The sequence below is a fragment of the Streptomyces sp. NPDC033221 genome, assembly GCF_055577005.1.
This window is the reverse complement of the sequence record NZ_JBVIQN010000003.1, coordinates 1-18,236: the sequence shown is the minus strand read 5'-3', so window position 1 is coordinate 18,236 and position 18,236 is coordinate 1. Positions and strand designations below refer to the sequence as shown.

At 71.8% G+C, this 18,236-nt stretch carries 17 protein-coding genes and 2 tRNA genes; 10 read left to right on the top strand and 9 right to left on the bottom strand.

Annotated features, from left to right (window positions below; genetic code table 11):
* Positions 1 to 36 precede the first annotated feature (36 nt).
* Positions 37 to 1,449: an amino acid permease gene (locus tag ACZ53K_RS04220; RefSeq protein ID WP_468831952.1), complete on the bottom strand. Its 1,413-nt coding sequence runs from the start codon at positions 1,447 to 1,449 to the stop codon at positions 37 to 39.
* A 310-nt stretch (positions 1,450 to 1,759) separates the two neighbouring features.
* Between ACZ53K_RS04220 and ACZ53K_RS04215 the strand changes: the two genes are divergently transcribed.
* Positions 1,760 to 2,359 (top strand): biotin transporter BioY, encoded by a 600-nt coding sequence (locus tag ACZ53K_RS04215; protein ID WP_468831951.1) that lies wholly within the window; start codon positions 1,760 to 1,762, stop codon positions 2,357 to 2,359.
* 136 nt (positions 2,360 to 2,495) lie between these two features.
* Here the strand turns inward: ACZ53K_RS04215 and ACZ53K_RS04210 are convergent, their stop codons facing one another.
* The gene (locus ACZ53K_RS04210) at positions 2,496 to 3,251 is read right to left on the bottom strand and encodes a hypothetical protein (RefSeq protein ID WP_468831949.1); all 756 of its coding nucleotides are present in this window, start codon (positions 3,249 to 3,251) and stop codon (positions 2,496 to 2,498) included.
* Positions 3,252 to 3,315: 64 nt separating this feature from the next.
* Between ACZ53K_RS04210 and ACZ53K_RS04205 the strand changes: the two genes are divergently transcribed.
* Positions 3,316 to 4,959: a protein kinase domain-containing protein gene (locus ACZ53K_RS04205; protein WP_468831947.1), complete on the top strand. Its 1,644-nt coding sequence runs from the start codon at positions 3,316 to 3,318 to the stop codon at positions 4,957 to 4,959.
* Here ACZ53K_RS04205 and ACZ53K_RS04200 read toward each other — a convergent pair.
* Positions 4,920 to 6,431, bottom strand: coding sequence for an amino acid permease (locus tag ACZ53K_RS04200; RefSeq protein WP_468831945.1), 1,512 nt, complete (start codon positions 6,429 to 6,431; stop codon positions 4,920 to 4,922). The genes ACZ53K_RS04205 and ACZ53K_RS04200 overlap by 40 nt on opposite strands.
* Before the next feature lie 204 nt (positions 6,432 to 6,635).
* On the opposite strand from ACZ53K_RS04200, the gene ACZ53K_RS04195 reads away from it, so the two are divergent.
* Positions 6,636 to 7,124 carry a ribose-5-phosphate isomerase gene (locus ACZ53K_RS04195; protein WP_468831943.1) on the top strand — a complete coding sequence of 163 codons (489 nt, stop codon included), beginning with the start codon at positions 6,636 to 6,638 and terminating at the stop codon, positions 7,122 to 7,124.
* An 86-nt stretch (positions 7,125 to 7,210) separates the two neighbouring features.
* Positions 7,211 to 8,020: an Fpg/Nei family DNA glycosylase gene (locus tag ACZ53K_RS04190; protein ID WP_468831941.1), complete on the top strand. Its 810-nt coding sequence runs from the start codon at positions 7,211 to 7,213 to the stop codon at positions 8,018 to 8,020.
* A gap of 19 nt (positions 8,021 to 8,039) precedes the next feature.
* Here ACZ53K_RS04190 and ACZ53K_RS04185 read toward each other — a convergent pair whose 3' ends face one another.
* A complete protein-coding gene (locus ACZ53K_RS04185; RefSeq protein WP_468831939.1) occupies positions 8,040 to 9,269 on the bottom strand; it encodes a GNAT family N-acetyltransferase in 1,230 nt (409 codons plus the stop codon).
* A gap of 127 nt (positions 9,270 to 9,396) precedes the next feature.
* On the opposite strand from ACZ53K_RS04185, the gene ACZ53K_RS04180 reads away from it, so the two are divergent.
* Complete coding sequence (locus ACZ53K_RS04180; RefSeq protein WP_468831937.1) at positions 9,397 to 10,539, top strand: SpoIIE family protein phosphatase; 1,143 nt, start codon at positions 9,397 to 9,399, stop codon at positions 10,537 to 10,539.
* Positions 10,540 to 10,582: 43 nt separating this feature from the next.
* A complete protein-coding gene (locus ACZ53K_RS04175) occupies positions 10,583 to 11,044 on the top strand; it encodes an SRPBCC family protein (protein ID WP_468831935.1) in 462 nt (153 codons plus the stop codon).
* 32 nt (positions 11,045 to 11,076) lie between these two features.
* Here ACZ53K_RS04175 and ACZ53K_RS04170 read toward each other — a convergent pair whose 3' ends face one another.
* Positions 11,077 to 12,276 carry a cation:proton antiporter gene (locus ACZ53K_RS04170; RefSeq protein ID WP_468831933.1) on the bottom strand — a complete coding sequence of 400 codons (1,200 nt, stop codon included), beginning with the start codon at positions 12,274 to 12,276 and terminating at the stop codon, positions 11,077 to 11,079.
* A 322-nt stretch (positions 12,277 to 12,598) separates the two neighbouring features.
* On the opposite strand from ACZ53K_RS04170, the gene ACZ53K_RS04165 reads away from it, so the two are divergent.
* Positions 12,599 to 13,393 carry an ABC transporter ATP-binding protein gene (locus ACZ53K_RS04165; protein ID WP_468831932.1) on the top strand — a complete coding sequence of 265 codons (795 nt, stop codon included), beginning with the start codon at positions 12,599 to 12,601 and terminating at the stop codon, positions 13,391 to 13,393.
* Positions 13,394 to 13,423: 30 nt separating this feature from the next.
* Here the strand turns inward: ACZ53K_RS04165 and ACZ53K_RS04160 are convergent, their stop codons facing one another.
* On the bottom strand, positions 13,424 to 14,590 hold the full coding sequence (locus ACZ53K_RS04160) for an acyltransferase family protein (protein WP_468831930.1): 1,167 nt from the start codon (positions 14,588 to 14,590) through the stop codon (positions 13,424 to 13,426).
* A gap of 574 nt (positions 14,591 to 15,164) precedes the next feature.
* Between ACZ53K_RS04160 and ACZ53K_RS04155 the strand changes: the two genes are divergently transcribed.
* Positions 15,165 to 15,359: a hypothetical protein gene (locus tag ACZ53K_RS04155; RefSeq protein WP_030020551.1), complete on the top strand. Its 195-nt coding sequence runs from the start codon at positions 15,165 to 15,167 to the stop codon at positions 15,357 to 15,359.
* 53 nt (positions 15,360 to 15,412) lie between these two features.
* Here ACZ53K_RS04155 and ACZ53K_RS04150 read toward each other — a convergent pair whose 3' ends face one another.
* The 3 genes from ACZ53K_RS04150 to ACZ53K_RS04140 all read right to left on the bottom strand — a co-directional run bounded on the left by ACZ53K_RS04150 (position 15,413) and on the right by ACZ53K_RS04140 (position 16,159).
* A complete protein-coding gene (locus tag ACZ53K_RS04150) occupies positions 15,413 to 15,790 on the bottom strand; it encodes an arsenate reductase family protein (protein WP_468831929.1) in 378 nt (125 codons plus the stop codon).
* A 35-nt stretch (positions 15,791 to 15,825) separates the two neighbouring features.
* On the bottom strand, positions 15,826 to 16,014 hold the full coding sequence (locus ACZ53K_RS04145; RefSeq protein ID WP_468831927.1) for a hypothetical protein: 189 nt from the start codon (positions 16,012 to 16,014) through the stop codon (positions 15,826 to 15,828).
* Between the two features lie 71 nt (positions 16,015 to 16,085).
* Positions 16,086 to 16,159 (bottom strand) — tRNA-Gly (locus ACZ53K_RS04140).
* Positions 16,160 to 16,372: 213 nt separating this feature from the next.
* Between ACZ53K_RS04140 and ACZ53K_RS04135 the strand changes: the two genes are divergently transcribed.
* Together ACZ53K_RS04135 and tig are read left to right on the top strand one after the other, a co-directional pair.
* Positions 16,373 to 16,449: transfer RNA gene (locus ACZ53K_RS04135), tRNA-Pro, on the top strand.
* A gap of 292 nt (positions 16,450 to 16,741) precedes the next feature.
* Positions 16,742 to 18,139, top strand: a complete 1,398-nt coding sequence (tig, locus tag ACZ53K_RS04130; RefSeq protein ID WP_468831925.1) for a trigger factor — start codon at positions 16,742 to 16,744, stop codon at positions 18,137 to 18,139.
* Positions 18,140 to 18,236 lie beyond the last annotated feature (97 nt).

Sequence of the window (18,236 nt, the reverse complement as noted above, 5' to 3'; positions counted from 1 at the left end):
CCCCCACGCTCCCGCGGTGCCGCTGACGGGCGCCCGTCAGCGGCCGGACCGCCGCGCCCGCAGCTCCCGAAGACCCGCGACGGCCAGCACCGCACCGGTCGCGGCGGCCGACCACAGCAACTGCGGCCGCGCCCCGTCGTCGGTGAGCATCAGCACCAGCACCGCCACCATGGCCGCCAGCGCCGTCCACGTCAGATACGGGAACGCCCACATGCGCAGGGTCAGCTTCTCCGGCGCCGTCCGTTCGAGCTGCCGCCGCAGCCGCAGTTGCGAGACCGCGATCAGGGCCCAGACGAACAGCAGTACCGCGCCGACCGCGTTCAGCATGTAGAGGAAGACCGTGTCCGGCCACAGCAGATTGAGCAGCACCGAGACGAAGCCGAAGGCCACCGACGACAGCACGGCCCGGCGCGGCACGCCACCCGCCGTCACCTTCAGCAGCGAACGCGGCGCCTCACCCCGCTCCGCCAGCGAGAAGACCATCCGAGAGGAGCCGTAGAGGTTCGCGTTGAGCGCCGACAGCAGCGCCACGAAGACCACCACGTTCATGATCTGGCCCGCGCCCGGCACGCCGATACTGTCGAGCACCGCCACGTACGGGCTCTTGCCCGGCTGCATCGACGACCAGGGCAGCAGAGTCACGACGACCAGCATCGAGCCCACGTAGAAGAAGAGGATGCGCCACACCGCGCTGCGCACCGCGCGCGCCACGTTGCGCGCCGGGTCGTCGGACTCGGCCGCGGCGATGGTGACGACCTCCAGACCGCCGAAGGCGAACGCGACGGCGAGGACACCGGAGACCACGCCCTGCCAGCCGTTGGGCAGGAAGCCGCCCTGCCCGGTCAGATTGGCCAGCCCGACCGCGTCGGTGTCCGGCAGCACCCCGAAGATCGCGAGCAGGCTGAGCGCCAGGAACAGCACGATCGCGGCGACCTTCAGCGTCGCGAACCAGAACTCGAACTCGCCGAAGCTCTTGACCGCGGTGAGGTTGGCGGCGGTGAACACCAGCATGAAGATCAGCACCCAGCCCCACTGCGGGACCGCGGGCAGCCACCCGTTGGCGATCTGCGCCGCGCCGGTGGCCTCCACCGCCAGCACCACCACCAGCAGGAACCAGTACAGCCAGCCGACACTGAAGCCCGCCCAGCGGCCCAGCGCGCGCTCGGCGTGCACCGAGAAGGCACCGGAAGCGGGCATCGCCGAGGACATCTCGCCCAGCATCCGCATGATCAGCATGGCCAGCGCGCCCGCGATCAGATACGAGAGCACGATGCCGGGACCGGCCACCGCGATACCGACGCCGGAGCCCACGAACAGCCCCGCGCCGATCACCCCGCCCAGTCCGAGCATGGTCAGGTGGCGCTGTTTGAGCCCGGCGGACAGCGGTTCTCGCTCGCCGGCGCCCTCGCCCGGCGGTGGCGTTCCGGTGGCGGTGGGTGCGTCGTGCATGGGCTCGTACTCTCGCAAGGGGTCTTTGGGGGAACCCCACAGGGTCCCGCGTTGTCCCCTCAGTTTCCCCGCCGGCCGCGCGCTACCACAAAATGCGCACCCGTCCGGGGAGCGGGCCGTGACGAGCATCACGTGACCTGCGAAGACCGCTGACGAGGCGGTACGGCCCGACGGCCGCTGCGTTGCACGGAACTCTCCAAGGACACCATTGCGCCTTTGTCGCCGCCACACGATGATCGGCTCCGGGGCGCTGGACTAACGTCAACGCGTCCCCCTGTCCCCGCTCCACCTCACACCCCGCGGAGTTCCGATGAGCACTGCCGACGCAACCACCAGGCCCGGTGCGGTCCTCGCCGATCTGCTGCCCGCAGCAGGCGCCACCCGCGCCCGCGTCCGCGACGCCGCACTGGTCGTCGGCGGCGCCGCGCTCACCGGCATCGCCGCGCAGATCGCCGTCCCGGTCCCCGGCTCCCCGGTCCCGGTGACCGGCCAGACCTTCGCCGCCCTGCTCGTCGGCGCCTCGCTCGGCGCGGGCCGCGGCTTCGTGTCGCTCGCGCTGTACGCGCTGCTCGGCATGGCGGGGCTGCCCTGGTTCGCGAACGGCGCCTCCGGCGCGGGCGGCGCGACCTTCGGCTACGTCCTCGGGATGCTGCTCGCCGCGACCGCGGTGGGCGCGCTGGCCCGCCGCGGCGGCGACCGCGGCGCGCTGCGCACGGCCGGCACGATGGCGGTGGGCACGGCCCTGATCTACGCGGTCGGCGTGCCCTTCCTCGCGCTGAGCACCGGCATGTCGTTCGGCGCCGCGGTCGCGGCCGGCCTGGTCCCCTTCCTGATCGGTGACGCCCTCAAGGCCGCGCTGGCGATGGGCGCGCTGCCCACCGCGTGGAAGCTGCTCGGCCGCCGCGGCTGACACCGCGCGCGCCGTCCTTCCGTACGGACCCGGACCGGGCCCCGCACCACCACCTCGCGTGGCGGTACGGGGCCCGGCCGCTTTCCGTCTCCGTACGGGTCGTACAGCGCGTCTGATCAGGCCGTACGGGCGGTGCTCACCTGCGGGTCGACCGGCGGGTGGTGACCCACACCCCGGCGCCGCCGAGGAGCAGCAGGCCCGCGGCGGCGCCCGCCAGCGGGAGGACCGACGGCGTACCGGTCTCGGGCAGCCGCTCCTCCGGGGCCGTGGACCCCGACTCCGATGGGGAGGGTGTGGTGGTCGCCGAGCCGGCCGGTACGTTCACGGTGTTGAGCATCAGCGGGGTGTCGGGCGCGTCGGACACCGGATTACGGGTGCCGAAATTGACCGGGCCCTGCTGCCACAACAGCGTTTCGGTGTTTCCCAGTGTCACCGGCAGACAGATCTGCCCCTGCTTTTTCAGATCGAAATGCGCGGTGACGTCGAACGAACGGCTCTTTCCGCTCGCCAGCGAGCTGATGGCACAGGAGTACGCGCTGTTCGCGCCCTCCGGCAGCCGCGCCTCGGGCACCTTCGAACACCCGGCCACGTTCTCGACCCGCAAACCCTGGAAACCGGCGACCGTCAGCCGCACGGCCCCCGTCCCGGCGGTCCCCTTGTTGGTGACCTTGGCGGTCAGCGAGGTCTTCCCGGTGCTGTTGCCGACGGAAATCCGCTCCGGCAGCTCGGTGGTGATCCGGTAGCCCGCCGGCGCGCTCGGACCGGCCTTGCCGCCCGCGCTGCTGCCCGGTACGGGATCGGCCGCCAGGGCCGAGGAGCCGACCGGCAGCGCCAGCGCGGCCGCCGCCGCGGCCACCACGAACGCGCGTTTTCCCTGTCGGGTCGTGTACATTCTTGAACCCCCCTTTTCCACATCCTCGGCTGAGGTATTTGATGGGTACCACAAGATTCCGCGGGTGCTGTGGGGGCTGGGCATGGTGGGGAATGCGAGCGAGGTGGGGCCCGGGCGTCTGGCAGCCGGCCGTTACCGCCTGCTGGAATTGATCGGACGCGGCGGAATGGGACGGGTCTGGCGCGCCCAGGACGAAATGCTCGACCGGTGTGTCGCGGTCAAGGAAATACGTATCGACGATCGCGCGGGCGAAGAGAGCGTGGTGCAGCGCGAACGCAGTCTGCGCGAGGCCCGCGCCACCGCCCGTATCGACCATCCGAATGTGGTGCGGGTCCATGACGTGGCCGAGGAGGGGGACCGGCTGTGGATCGTCATGCAGCTGGTGCAGGCCCGCTCCCTGGAACAGATCCTCACCCAGGACGGCCCGCTCGCCCCGGACGCGGCGGCCCGGGTCGGCACCGGACTGGCCCGCGCCCTGCGCGAAGTGCACGCGGTGGGCGTGCTCCACCGGGACATCAAGCCCGGCAACGTCCTGATCGACGACCGCGGCGCGGTGGTCCTGACCGACTTCGGCATCGCCGCGATGCAGGACGCCACCGCGCTGACCATGGCCGGGATGCTCATCGGCTCGCCGGACTACATGGCGCCCGAGCGGGTGGCGGGCCAGGAACAGGGCCCGCCGTCGGACCTGTGGTCGCTGGGCGCCACGCTGTGCGCCGCGGTCGCGGGACAGTCGCCGTTCACCCGTGCCACGACACTCGCCACGCTGCACGCGGTGCTGCACGAGGAGCCCGCCATCCCGCCCGCCGCGGGCCCGCTGCGCGAGGTGCTGACCGCCCTGCTGAACAAGGCGCCCGAGGCGCGCCCCACCCTCGACGAGGTCGAGGCGCTGCTCGATCCGCTGGTGCGCCGGGCCGCGGCGGCGAACCCGACGGCGCCGCTGGACTCGGCGGAGGTGGTGGACGTCCGTACGCCGACGGTGGCCGATCCGGCGCCGGACCGCATCGAGGTGCGGGCCCTTGCGCCGCGAACGGATGTCGGCCCGCAGCCCGACATCGCTCCCGCCGCCCCTTCGGTCCCGTCCGCCCGTTCCCGAGCCAAGCGGCCCGCCCTGCTCGCCGTCACCGGCGTCCTCGCGTCGGCCGCCGCGGTCGTGGTGATCATCGTCGCGACACAGGGCCCCGACTCCCGCGGCACGGCCGGAGCCGGGACGGGCACCGGGCGCCCGCCCACCGCGAGCACGAGCGCCGGTACGGGGACCGGGACCGGCAGCCCCTCGGACCCGGCCGGCTCCCGCCGTACCGAGAACGGCTTCAGCTGGGTGCCGCCCACCGGCTGGAACCGCACCGAGGAGTCCACCAGCGACGTCACCTACAGCACGAAGGACGGGTCCACGCTCGTCTCGGCGCGGCAGGACCCGTCCTCCGGCGGTGATCTGCTGACGATCTGGCGGCAGTACGAGGCGCAGCAGCACGACGTGCCGGGCTACCGCAGGATCCGGCTGGAGCGCACCACCTTCCAGGGGCACCCCGCCGTCGTGTGGGAGTTCGCGTACACCCGCGACGGCAAACCGGCGCACGGGCGGCAGCTGGGCTTCCGTACCGGGAACCGGACCTACCAGCTCAACCTCTGGTACCTGGACTCCGCCGAGGCCACCGCCCTGCGTGCTTACGACCGGGTCAAGGAGTCCTTCCGCGCGTCGTCCTGACCTTCCGGGCCGCCGCCGTCCACGGCACCGGCGCCGCCCGCCGCGCCGCCCGCGGCACGCCGCCGCCGGTCCAGCACCAGTCCGACGACCAGGACGACCACGGCCACGGCCACCGACGGCACCATCTGCTTGCGCCCGTCGGGGTTGTAAAACATGTAGCCGACGACGAAGAGGATCAGCGCGATCGTCGCGTACGTCAGGTACGGGTAGAGCCACATCCGTACGGTCAGCCGCTCCGGCATGTCCCGCTCGATGACCCTGCGCATCCGCAGCTGGGAGAAGCAGATGACCAGCCAGACGAAGAGCGCCACCGCGCCGGAGGAGTTCAGCAGGAAGTCGAAGACGGTGTCCTTCGAGGTGTAGCTGAAGATCGTCGCGACGAAACCGAAGGCCACGGACGCCCAGATGGCGGTCGCCGGGACGCCGCCCTTGTTCACCCGGGTGAAGGACTTCGGCGCGTCGCCGCGCTCGCCGAGCGAGAACGCCATCCGGGAGGCGGTGTAGAGGCCGGAGTTCAGGCAGGACAGCACGGCGGTGAGCACCACGACGTCCATCACGGTGCCGGCCGCCGGGATGTCCAGCGACTTCAGCACGGCCACGTACGGGCTCTTGTCGAGCGCCTTGTCGTTCCACGGCAGCAGCGTCACGATCACCGCGATCGAGCCGAGGTAGAAGATCGCGATCCGCCAGATGACGCTGTTGACGGCCTTGCGGACGGCCTGCACCGGGTTGGGCGACTCGCTCGCCGCCAGGGTGACGATCTCGCTGCCCATGAAGGAGAAGACCACCAGCAGCATGCCGGAGAGGATCGCGCCCGGCCCGTTCGGCAGGAACCCGCCGTGGCCGGTCAGGTTCGACAGGCCCACCGCGTGGTCGCCGGGCGGCAGCCCGAAGATCGCCAGCGCGCCGACCACGATGAACACCACGATCGCCACGACCTTGATCCCGGCGAACCAGAACTCGAACTCGCCGAACGAGCCGACGGAGATCAGATTGGTGCCGGTCAGCACCATCATCACCAGCAGCGCCCACGCCCACTGCGGGACGGCGGGGACCCAGCCGGTGAGGATTCCGGCGGCGGCGGTCGCCTCGACGGCCAGCACGACCGACCAGAAGAACCAGTACAGCCAGCCGATGGTGAAGCCCGCCCAACGGCCCAGCGCCCGGTCCGCGTACGCGGAGAACGAGCCGGAGGTGGGGGAGGCGGCGGCCATCTCGCCCAGCATCCGCATCACCAGGACGACCAGCAGGCCGGTCAGCGCGTACGAGATCAGGATGCCGGGTCCCGCAGCCGCGATACCGGCGCCGGAGCCCACGAACAGGCCCGCGCCGATCACGCCGCCGATGGCGATCATCGACAGATGGCGGTTCTTGAGACCTGCCTGAAGACCGTCGGGTGACTGGCCTCCGCCGGGGCCGCCGGGGTCACCGGCCGCCTTGCCCGCGTTCATGGTCGGCGGATGCGCGCCCATGTGCACCGTCCTTCTGTGGTTCTCGGTGTCGATTCCCCGCATTAGAACTGCGTTAACGCTCGTTTTGGAAGATCTGAATCCGGATCGTTGCGTGGATCTCATTTCCGCACGTCATCGCGTGTACACCGCACGTATGGCGGCGGGGGGACCCGGCGGCACCTACCCCGGGCCCGGCGGACGACACGTCCGTGCAACACTCGGCACATGCGCGTGTATCTCGGCTCCGACCATGCCGGTTTCGAACTGAAGAACCACCTCGTCGAGTGGCTCAAGGCCCACGGCCACGAGCCCGTGGACTGCGGCCCGCACATCTACGACGCCGTGGACGACTACCCGCCGTTCTGCCTGCGCGCCGCCGAGCGGACCGCGGCCGACCCGGAGAGCCTGGGCGTCGTCATCGGCGGCTCGGGCAACGGCGAGCAGATCGCCGCCAACAAGGTCAAGGGCGTACGGGCGGTGCTCGCCTGGAGCGAGGAGACCGCGAAGCTGGGGCGTGAGCACAACAACGCCAACGTGATCTCGGTCGGCGGCCGGATGCACACCCAGGACGAAGCGACGGCGTTCATCGAGGCGTTCCTCGCCACGCCGTACTCGAACGAGGAGCGGCACACCCGCCGCATCGAGATGCTCTCCCGCTACGAGACCACCGGCGAGCTGCCGGAGATCCCGGCGCACCACCCGCAGCAGGGCTGAACCCACCCGCCGTCCCGCCCGCGCCGCCGCCGGCGCGGGCGGTCGCCGTACGGTCCCTTCCCACTCCGCCGAGGAGGCGTCGACCCATGCCCGAGGGGCACACGATCCACCGCCTCGCGCTGGACCACCGTGCGCTCTTCGAGGGCGCGCCGGTCCGGGCGAGCAGCCCTCAGGGCAAGTTCTCCGACAGCGCGGCGCTGATCGACGGCCAGGTCATGACCACCGCCGAGGCGCACGGCAAGCACCTCTTCCTCGGCTTCGGGCCCGCCGGATGGGTCCACATCCACCTCGGCCTCTTCGGCAAGCTGAACTTCGGCGACGCCCCGGCGCCGCCGCCCACCGACACCGTACGGCTGCGGCTGGCCAACGGCACGGCCTACGCGGACCTGCGCGGGCCCACCGCCTGCGCGCTGCTCACCGACGCCGAGAAGCAGGCGATACACGAACGGCTCGGACCCGACCCGCTGCGTCCCGAGGACGACGGCGAGCGGGCCTGGGCCCGGATCTCCCGCAGCCGTACGTCCGTCGCGGCGCTGCTGATGGACCAGAAGGTGATCGCGGGCGTCGGCAACGTCTACCGCGCCGAGGTCCTCTTCCGGCACGGCATCGACCCGTACCACGCCGGACGTGATCTCCTCCGGTCCGAATGGGACGCCATCTGGGCGGACCTGGTCGCCCTCATGCGGGAAGGCGTCCGGCACAACCGCATCGACACGGTCCGCGCCGAACACCTCCCCGAGGCCATGGGCCGCCCGCCGCGCGTCGACGACCACGGCGGCGAGGTCTACGTCTACCGCCGCGCCCGCCAGGAGTGCCACATCTGCCGCGCCGAGATCCGCACCGCCGCCCTGGCCAACCGCAACCTCTTCTGGTGCCCCGGCTGCCAGCAGAAGTGAGCCCCGGCCCGCGCGGTGCTCAGAACCCGTGCGGCAGCCAGGGCTTGAGCTGCGTCCCGAACGCCATCGACGCCTCCCGCAGCGCGCCGGGCCGCAGCTCGCGCACCCGCCCCGCCCCGGCCAGCGCCGCCGGCGAGAACCCGCCCAGGTAGGCCGCGCCCAACTCCCGCACGGACAGCGCCAAGTCGGCCGCGTCCGTGGTCCGCTCGCAGGAAGCGCCCTTCTCGTCGCCGGTGAGCCGCCACCGGCCCTCGTTCCACGGGCAGAACGGGTCCGCCACGTCGAGCACCACGTCCAGCGGCGTCGCGTACGTACGCGCCGCGAGCGCCTCGCCGACCTCCACCAGCCGCACGAACAGCGACTCGCGCACCGCGATCCGGCAGCGCCGCATGTCGTCCACCAGGTGCAGCAGCGGATCATCGGCGGGCCGGTTGCGCACCGTCAGCTTCGACGTCAGGTCGATACCGAACAAATAGCGCCACAGCGCCGCGTAGACGACCGGATCCAGCGCCTCGACGTCCCGCACCACCACGGTCCCGTCCGGACCGCCCCCGTCCCAGACCGCCTTGACCGCGTAGCGCGCGTACCCGCGCACCTCCCCGGCCACCTCGGCCAGCACACACAGCAGCGGCCCGGCCCCGTCCCGGTCGGCCTCCGGGTCGAGCAGCGGCAGCCGCTCCCAGCCGGGCTGCCGCGCGAGCATCCCCGGACGGCCGGTGACCAGCTGCCCGTACACCTTCTCGCAGTCCGCCAGCCCGGCCTCCGGGGCGACCAGCCGCAGCCGTACGCCGTCGGCGCCGTCCGGCACGCTGACCGACTGGCGCAGCGTGTCCAGCGTCAGGCTCACCGCCTCGGTCGCCGCGCCGTACCCGAAGCGCCCGTAGATGGCCGGTTCGGAGGCGGTCAGCACGGCCAGCGGCTCGCGCCGGTCCCGGACGTCCGCGAGCTGGTGGCGCATCATCGTGCGCAGGATGCCGCGCCGCCGGTGCGTGGGCTGCACGCTGACCAGCGTGACGCCGGCCGCCGGGAGGACGGCGCCGCCGGGCACCGACAGCCGGAAGGTGAACGCCCCCGCCGTGCCCACGACCTCGCCGTCGTCCCGGACGGTCAGACAGCGCTCGGGCTCTCCGAGGCCGCGCCACAGGGCGCGCTCTTCGGGGGCTTCCGGGGTGCCGCCGAACGCCCGCTCCAGCTTGTCGTACCAGTCGTCCCACTCGTCCGGACGCAGCTGCCGTAACTCGGTCGTCATATGCCATGGGTAGCAGGACACCTTCCGCCCGCGCGACCGTTTTTCGAACGCCGTTTCCCGGCGATTGCGCCAGGCGGCGTGCCGCGAATCGACGCGCCGCCGAACGGGTGGATAAGGTCCCAGAACAATGGCGAGCAGCACGGGAGCGGAGTCCCCGACGGCCCGGTGGCGCAAGGCGATGCACCGGGTCCGCATCAGCGTGCGCAAGGCCGGGGTCGACTACTTCCGCGGCGACGGCTCCGACTGGATCGCCCTGGTCGCCCTGTTGATCGCCATTCCCGCCATCGCCTGCGGCACCATCTGGCGGCCCGACTGGATCGCGCCCACCGCACTGGTCCTGCCGGTCATCGCCGGCGGACTGCTGCTGCGCCCGGCCAACCTGCTCGCCCTGTACGGCACGTCCGCCGCCGCGCTGATCATCGAGGCGTCCCTGCTCGGCCCGTACGACCAGGGCCGCGACCGGATCACCCCGGGCACGGTCCTGGTGGTCGCGGCGGTCGGCCTGTCCGGGCTGCTGATCGCGCAGTTCCGCAGCCGGGTCGGCGTGCCGTGGCGGCGCGGCGGCACGATGCTCTTCGACCTGCGCGAACGCATCCGGGTACAGAGCAAACTTCCCAAACTGCCGGCCGGCTGGCACCGGGAGATGGCGCTGCGGCCGGCCGGCGGGCAGTCCTTCTCCGGCGACTTCGTGGTGGCCTCCCGCACACAGGGCGGCAACATCCTCGAAGTGGTGCTGACCGACGTGTCCGGCAAGGGCATGGACGCGGCCTCCCGCGCGCTCCTGCTGTCCGGCGCCTTCGGCGGCCTGCTCGGCTCGCTGCCGCCGCACGGCTTCCTGCCCGCCGCCAACGGCTACCTGCTGCGCCAGGACTGGGACGAGGGCTTCGCCACCTCCATCCACCTCGTCCTGGATCTGGAGTCCGGCGACTACGAACTGCTCTCCGCCGGGCACCTGCCCGCCCTCCAGCTCTGCGCCGGAACCGGCCGCTGGGAGGAGAAGGCCGCGGAGGGGCCGCTGCTCGGGGTGTACGACGGGGCGCAGTTCGACCCCGTCAAAGGGACGCTGCGCCCCGGCGACGTGCTGATGCTCTTCACGGACGGCCTGGTCGAGGCCGCCGACCGGGACATCGCGGAGGGCATCGACCGGCTGACCGGCGAGGCCGACCGCTATGTGGCCTGCGGTTTCGCCGGCGCGGCCTGGCATCTGATCGAAGCCGTCGCCAAGGATGTCAACGACGACCGCGCGCTGCTGCTGCTCTGCCGCGACTGAACCGTACGGTGGTCCCGGCACCCGGACCACCCACGGAGGACGCATGGCCGGCACGTTCACCTTCGTCCACGTCACCTACCTCGCGAGCACGCCGGACAAGGTCTGGCACGCCCTCACCGACGCCGAGCTGACCGCCGCGTACTGGGGGCACAGCAATGTCTCCGACTGGCGGCCCGGCTCCCGCTGGGAGCACCGGCGCACCGACGGGTCGGGCATCGCCGACGTCGAGGGCGTGGTCGTGGAGAGCACGCCGCCCACGCGGCTGGTGACCACGTGGGCGGAGCCCGGCTCGGGGGCGGCCCAGGACGGGCCCGGCGTCTCCAGGGTGAGCTTCGGCATCGAGGCGTACGAGGAGATCGTCCGGCTGACACTGACGCACGAGGGCCTGGCCGACGAGGCCCAGCGGGACGCGGCGGCCCAGGGCTGGCAGGCGGTGCTCGCCAACCTCAAGACGCTTCTGGAGACCGGCCGCCCGCTGCCGCGCGAGCCCTGGACGATGCCGTGACCACCGGGCCCGCCCGGCCGAGGTGAGCGCGCCTACCGTCCGGCGGCCGCGGGCTCGGGCTGCCCGCCGCCCGCCGGCGACTCCGGACCGGACCGTCCGCCGCCCGGCAGGAACCGTGCCAGCCACGCGGACCGGCCGGCCGCCAGCGGCCCCAGTACGGCCAGGATCAGGACGTACCCGGCGATGAACGGCGCCAGCCGTTCGTCCAGCCCGGCGCCCGCCGCCATCGTCGCCAGGATCAGCGCGAACTCGCCGCGGGCGAGCAGCGCGGTGGCGATGTTCGCGGCCGGGCCCGGCCCGAAGCCGTAGATCCGGGCGGCGACCAGCCCGGCGACCACGTTCATCAGCAGTGTCAGCGCCACCGCGATCAGCACCGGCCACACCACCGACGGCAGGTCGCCGGGGTCGATGGACAGGCCGAACGCGAAGAAGAAGATCGCGCCGAAGGCGTCCCGCAGCGGATGCACCAGCTCCATGATCCGTTTGCCGGAGCCGGTGCTGCCGAGCATCAGACCGACCATGAACGCGCCGATCGCGTCCGCGACGCCGAACCACTCCGAGACGCCCGCCACGAAGACGGCGGCGCCGAGGAAGGAGATGACCAGCAGCTCGTTGTCCTTGGTGGCGATCAGCTTGCCGATCACCGCCGTGCCCCAGCGGGCGACCACCGCGAGCAGCAGCAGGAAGCCGAACGCCTTGCCCGCGTCGAGGGCCGCCGTGGCCATCGAGTCGGCGCCGGAGATCACCGGCTGGAGGGCGGCCAGGTACAGCGCGAGGAAGATGTCCTCGACCACGATGATGCCGAGGATCGGCTTGGTCTCGGGGTTGCCGAGCCGGCCGGTGTCCATGAGGACCTTGGTGACGATGGCCGACGAGGAGATGCCGAGCACTCCGGCCAGTACCAGCGCCTCGGAGGTGCCCCAGCCGACCAGGAAGCCGAAGAGGAGACCGGCGCCGACGTTCAGTGCCAGATAGGCGGCCCCGGCGACGGCCATCTTGCGGCCGCCCTCCTTGAGGTCGTCCATGTGGAATTCGAGGCCGAGGTAGAAGAGCAGCAGCACCAGACCCAGCAGGGAGAGCATCTCCAGCTCGTGCGGGTCGTCGACCAGTGAGATGCCGGGGGTGTGCGGGCCGAGCAGTATCCCGGCCAGGATGAACAGGGGGATCGTGGGGAGCCCGATGCGGCTGCCCAGGCGGGCGAGGACGGCTGCGGCCAGGAAGGCCCCGCCCATCGCGAGGAGGGTTTCTGCGTGTCCGATGGCTCCTCCAGAGGTTCGGCCGGACGGTGTTCGGTCAAGGGGGAGTCAAGAAAGCGTTAGTAGTTAGTTTACCAAACGACTTTTCGTGTCCAGTGCGCCCGTGCCCGTCACCCGCCGCACCGGCGCCTGCCCGCTCCTTCACCGACCCGCCTCCGGGATCTTCCCGGGCCTCCCGACGAGAGCCCTGCCGGGGGTTTTCCCCACCCGGAAGCCACCGGCAGCCGCCATGGTCCAGGTTCACCCCCGCTCCGTACGGTCGAGAGGCGACCGGACGTACGAGACGAGGGGCGGCGCGATGGGCCAGCGCGACACACACCGGGACGGGCGAGGGCGGGAGAGCGGCGCCTGCGCCATGGAGCTGCGCGGCGTCCGGCGGCAGTACGGCCGCGGCGCCGGCGCCGTGCACGCCCTGCGCGGCATCGACCTCGCCCTGCCGTACGGCAGCTTCACCGCCGTGATGGGGTCCTCCGGCTCCGGGAAGTCCACCTTCCTCCAGTGCGCCGCGGGCCTGGACCGGCCGACCGGCGGCACGGTCCGCGTCGGCGGTACGGACATCACCCGGATGCGGGAGAACCGCCTCACCGCACTGCGCCGCGAGCGCCTCGGCTTCGTCTTCCAGGCGTTCAACCTGCTGCCCTCGCTGACCGTCGAGCAGAACGTCGCCCTGCCGATGCGTCTCGCGGGACAGTGCGCCGACCGGCGGCGCACCGCCGAGGCACTCGCCCGGGTCGGCCTCGGCGAGCACGCCGGACGCCGCCCGGGACAGCTCTCCGGCGGGCAGCAGCAGCGCGTCGCCATCGCCCGCGCGCTGGTCACCGGGCCGGACGTGGTCTTCGCCGACGAGCCGACCGGCGCGCTCGACGCCGGCACCGCCGCCGAGGTCCTCGCCCTGCTGCGGCACGCGGCCGACGCGCTCGGCACCACGGTCGTCATGGTCACCCACGACCCGGTGGCGGCCTCCTGGGCCGACCGGGTCCTCTTCCTCGCCGACGGCGCGCTCGCCGGCAGCCTGGAGCGCCCCTCGCCCGAGCAGGTCGCCGCCCGGATGGCGGCCCTGACCGGCCACGCGCGCCGGACGGCAGCGGCCTGAGCGCGAGGGAGGGGGGTGCGCCGCAGGACGTCAGCCCCGGGGCATCGGCTCCCTCCGGAACGCCCACGCCATCCTCGGCTCGACCACGCAGCGCAGGGCCCGGCGGACCGGCGGGGTGCACAGCGCGGTCACTACGGCCGCCGCCGTCAGGCTCACCACGACCTCGCCGGGCGGCGAGTGCAGCCACGGGTGGTCGTCGAACCAGCCCCAGGCGCGCGAGCCCTTGGTGAGGAAGCCGTGCAGCAGATAGCCGTACAGGGTGCCGGCGCCCAGCACCGTGAACCACGTGCGGCGGGCCGGCACCCAGGCGAGGAAGCAGCCGACGAGGACCAGCGAGCAGCCGAACATCGCGAGGGTCATCACCACCCCCGCCCACCAGGGTGCCCCCAACTCCTGGGCGCTCTCGCGGTGGTAGAACCACGTCGACGTCATCCGCGGCACCGCCCAGTAGGCCAGCGCCACGGCGCACGCGAAGACCGGCACCGCCGCGATCCGTACGGCGCGCCGCCGCACCAGCGCGAAGTGCCCGGGACGCAGGTTCAGGCCCAGGACGAAGAACGGCAGGAACTGGAGCAGCCGTTGCATGTCGAGCTCGTCGCCGATCTCCGGGGACACGGAAGCCAGTACGGCGACGGCCAGGGCCAGCGGAACCGGCCAACGGACGATCCGCCACAGGGGAGTCGTCAGCCGCCACACGAACAGCGCCGCCAGGAACCACGTCAGGTACCAGGGGTCCAGCAGGCTGACCGGCATATCCGGGTCGTGGTTCACCCGGCGCGCGAAGAGCGTATAGGCGGTCTCGAACACGACATACGGCACCACGACACCGGTGATCAACCGCTGCAGCCGGTCCGTACGGAGACCGAAACCGCGCGAGAAATAGCCGGAGATGATGATGAACGCCGGCATGTGGAAGGCGTACACCGTCATGTAGAGCGCTCCGGCGGCGCGGCTCTGCCCGGTCAGCGGCTCCCAGGAATGCCCCATGGCCACCAGGACGATCGCCAGGTACTTGGCATTGTCGAAGAAGGCGTCCCGGCCGCCGCCGGCACCGGGCCGCCCGGCCTCCGCCGCCGGCCGTCCGGCGCGCCGCGGCCCGCGCTCCCCGGTGCCCGCCGCGGGGGCCGCCGCGTCCGGGCCGGGGGCCCCGGCGGCCGGGGGAAGCACACGTCGTGGGGTCGGCGCAGCGGGAAACATCTGACGCACCCTAGTGGCGGCCGGGGAATGCGTAAAACCTTCACCGCCGAATGTGCATTACGGCGTGGCGCGCCGGGCAATTTCCTTTCGGGTGGCGGCGGTCAGGCATCCGGGGTGCATTTTCGCGCGTTTTCCGGAGGGCCGGTGAATATCTGTCCGGGGGTGCGTCATCCGCTTATGTGAGGGCATATGCCCCGTCGTGGACCCGGGGGCGATGTCCGCTTCGCTACCGGTATGTCGGGGCGGCGGACGTCCGTCGGCCGCGCACGCGCCTCATGAATTCACGTGTGCACAAAAGGGGGCCGGTCCCTGCGGCGGCATCCGGCCAGGCGCCGCGTACGGTTCCGGTCGCGCGGCCGATTGCGTTCCGTGGCGTCAATTCCCGCGCCGCGGACCGGCGTCCGGCCGCGTCCGGCGGCGCGGCCGTCCGGTTCGCAGGCAAAGCCTTGGCCGATGATTCGCCACCCGCCTCCACTGGGCAAGGACTTGGTGGCACGATGGTGCCGAGCGGGGGTGTGCGCGGCTGCATGCTTCCGGGGCCGGCCAGGCGTTCCGACCGAGGGTGTGATCAGTTGTGGCTCTTTCGCTGTCCGTCGTGCTGTTGTTGGGCATCATCATGATCGTGTTGATACGCGGCAAGTCACTCAAGGCGGGACCGGCGCTGGTGGCCATCCTCTTCGGCTTCTTCCTCGCCTCGACCGGCATCGCGCCGTCCATCAACCGGTTCCTGAACTCGGTGGCCGAGACGATCAACAACATCAGCTTCTAGCGCATCGCGGGCCCGCGCCCCGGCACCCGCAGTGCACGGGCCCGACCGGCATGTCAGCGGCTCTCGCGTCCGCTCCGCGCGACCGCCTCCCGTACGGCCTCCTCGCTGCGCCCCACCAGCGCCGTGCCGTCGTCCGCCGTGATGATCGGCCGCTGGATCAGCCCCGGATGCGCGGCCAGCGCCTCGATCCACCGTTCCCGCGCGGCGTCCGTGCGCTCCCAGTCGCCGATGCCCAGCTCCTTCGCCGTGGCCTCCTGGGTGCGCGTGATGTCCCACGGCTCCAGCCCCAGCCGCTCCAGCACCTCCCGCAACTCGGCGGCGGTCGGCGGCTGTTCGAGGTAGCGGCGCACCGTGTACTGCACCCCCTCCCCGTCGAGCAGGTCGACGGCGGAACGGCACTTGGAACACGCGGGATTGAGCCAGATCTCCATGGGGCCACCCTAGCCAGGAGGCGTTGCGGCTCGCCCTAGCGCTTCCGGGCCCGGTGCCGCTTCAGCAGCTCCGTGAGTTTCGCGGGGTCGGCTCCGCCGTTCAGCTCCGCGACCAGGGCGTCCGGGCACAGCTCGTAGAGGTCGCCCCACCAGCGCCGGCCCCGGTTGTCCCAGATCCGGTAGCCGCCGGGCACTCCTCGCGCGACGTACCGCCTCCTGGCCACGCCTTCGCCCCTCCTGCAAAACACTCAGGGCCAGGTCGGGAGAACACCCTCTGACCTGGCCCTGAACCGTATGGAGCGGGCGACGGGAATCGAACCCGCGTAGCCAGTTTGGAAGACTGGGGCTCTACCATTGAGCTACGCCCGCATGCGCCGCCGGTCGGGTGACCTCGGCACGCAGTGCATCGTAGCGGGTCACCCGGGCCCCCGCACACTCCGGCCCGTTGTCGCCCGTCGCGGCCGGTCGTGACCGCCCCGCGCGCCCCCGCTCGCACCGTGTGCGCTCCCTGTCCGCGGTCCCGCCCCGTGGATATCCGGCAGCCGGACCGTCCGCGGCCATGTACCCTACGTGTCGCACCGACGGGGTGTGGCGCAGCTTGGTAGCGCGTCCGCTTTGGGAGCGGAAGGTCGTCGGTTCGAATCCGGCCACCCCGACCAGCAGGTTTCTGCACGTTCAGCCGTACGGCGTCCCGGCCCTCTGCCCGGGGCCGTCCGGCCCTCCGGGCGCGGCGCGCGCCCCAACCACACACCCCCTCTCCGAGGCTCCGTGCCGACGGGCCCGTAAGGGGCCCATCAAGATCACATTGCGGGTGCCAACCCGCTTGCGGTTACTATGCAAGCTGCGTGCCCGTGTGTCTTTCTCCCGGGCGCGATCCGCAGGGCGCCTGGACCCCGGGCGCCGGCAGATCTCAAGCAGAACCCCAGAAGTCAGCCCCAAGGAGACCGAACCGTGAAGAGCGCCGTGGAGACCCTGAACCCGACCCGGGTTCGGCTCACTGTCGAGGTGCCCTTCGAGGAGCTCAAGCCCAGCCTCGACGCGGCGTACAAGAAGATCAACCAGCAGGTCACGGTGAAGGGCTTCCGCCAGGGCAAGATCCCGGCCCGAGTCATCGACCAGCGGTTCGGTCGCGGCGCCGTGCTGGAGGAGGCCGTCAATGACGCGCTCCCGAAGTTCTACACCGAAGCGGTCAACGAAGGTGAGCTGAACGTCCTCGGCCAGCCCGAGGTCGACATCACCGAGCTGAAGGACGGCGAGCTGCTGGCCTTCACCGCCGAGGTCGACATCCGCCCGGCCCTGGAGATCCCGGACTACTCCGGCATCGAGGTCGAGGTCGACGCCGTGGAGGTGTCGGACGAGGACATCGACAAGTCCGTCGAGCAGCTGCGCGAGCGCTTCGCCTCGACCGCCCCGGTCGAGCGCGCCGCCGAGGACGGCGACGTGCTCACCATCGACCTGGAGGCCAAGGTCGACGGCGAGGTGCTGGCGGACGGCGTCGCCGAGGGCGTCAGCTACACCATCGGCTCGGGTGAGCTGCTGGACGGCATCGACGACGCCGTCAAGGGCCTGAAGGCCGGCGAGTCCGGCACCTTCACCTCCGAGCTGAAGGGCGGCTCCGCCGCCGGCAAGGAGGCCGAGGTCAAGGTCGACGTCACCGCCGTGGCCGCCCGTGAGCTGCCCGCGCTGGACGACGACTTCGCCCAGCTGGCGAGCGAGTTCGACACGCTGGAGGAGCTGCGCGCCGACAGCGCCAAGCGCCTCGCCCAGATGAAGAAGTACGACCAGGCCACCCAGGCCCAGGAGAAGGTCCTCGACGAGCTGCTCAAGCTGGTCGAGGTCCCGATGCCGGAGAAGCTGCTCGCGGACGAGATCGAGACCCGCAAGCACAACCTGGTCAACCACCAGCTCGGCCAGATGGGCCTGGACCTCGCGAAGTACCTGGAGATCCAGGGCAAGACCGAGGAAGAGTTCGACGCCGAGACCAAGGAACAGGCCGAGAAGGGCATCAAGACCCAGTTCATCCTGGACGAGCTGGTCAACAAGGAGAAGCTGAACGTCAGCCAGGAGGAGCTCACCGAGCACCTCATGCGCCGCGCGCAGTCCTCCGGCATGTCCCCCGACCAGTTCGCCCAGGCCGTCGTCGAGGGCGGCCAGGTGCCGATGCTCGTCGGTGAGGTCGCCCGCGGCAAGGCCCTCGCGGTCGTCGTCGAGGCCGCCACGGTCAAGGACACCAACGGCGAGGTCGTCGACCTGGACGACGAAGACGAGACGGCCGAGACCACGGAGACCGTCGAGGCCTCCGAGACCGAGGGCGCCGACGCCGAGAAGAGCGAGAAGACCGAGGGCTGAGTCCCGGTCGTCCCGGTGGGGGGGGGGGGGGGGGGGGGGGGGGGGAGGGGGGAGGGGGGGGGGGGGGAGGGTGGGGGAGAAGGGGGGGGGGGGGGAA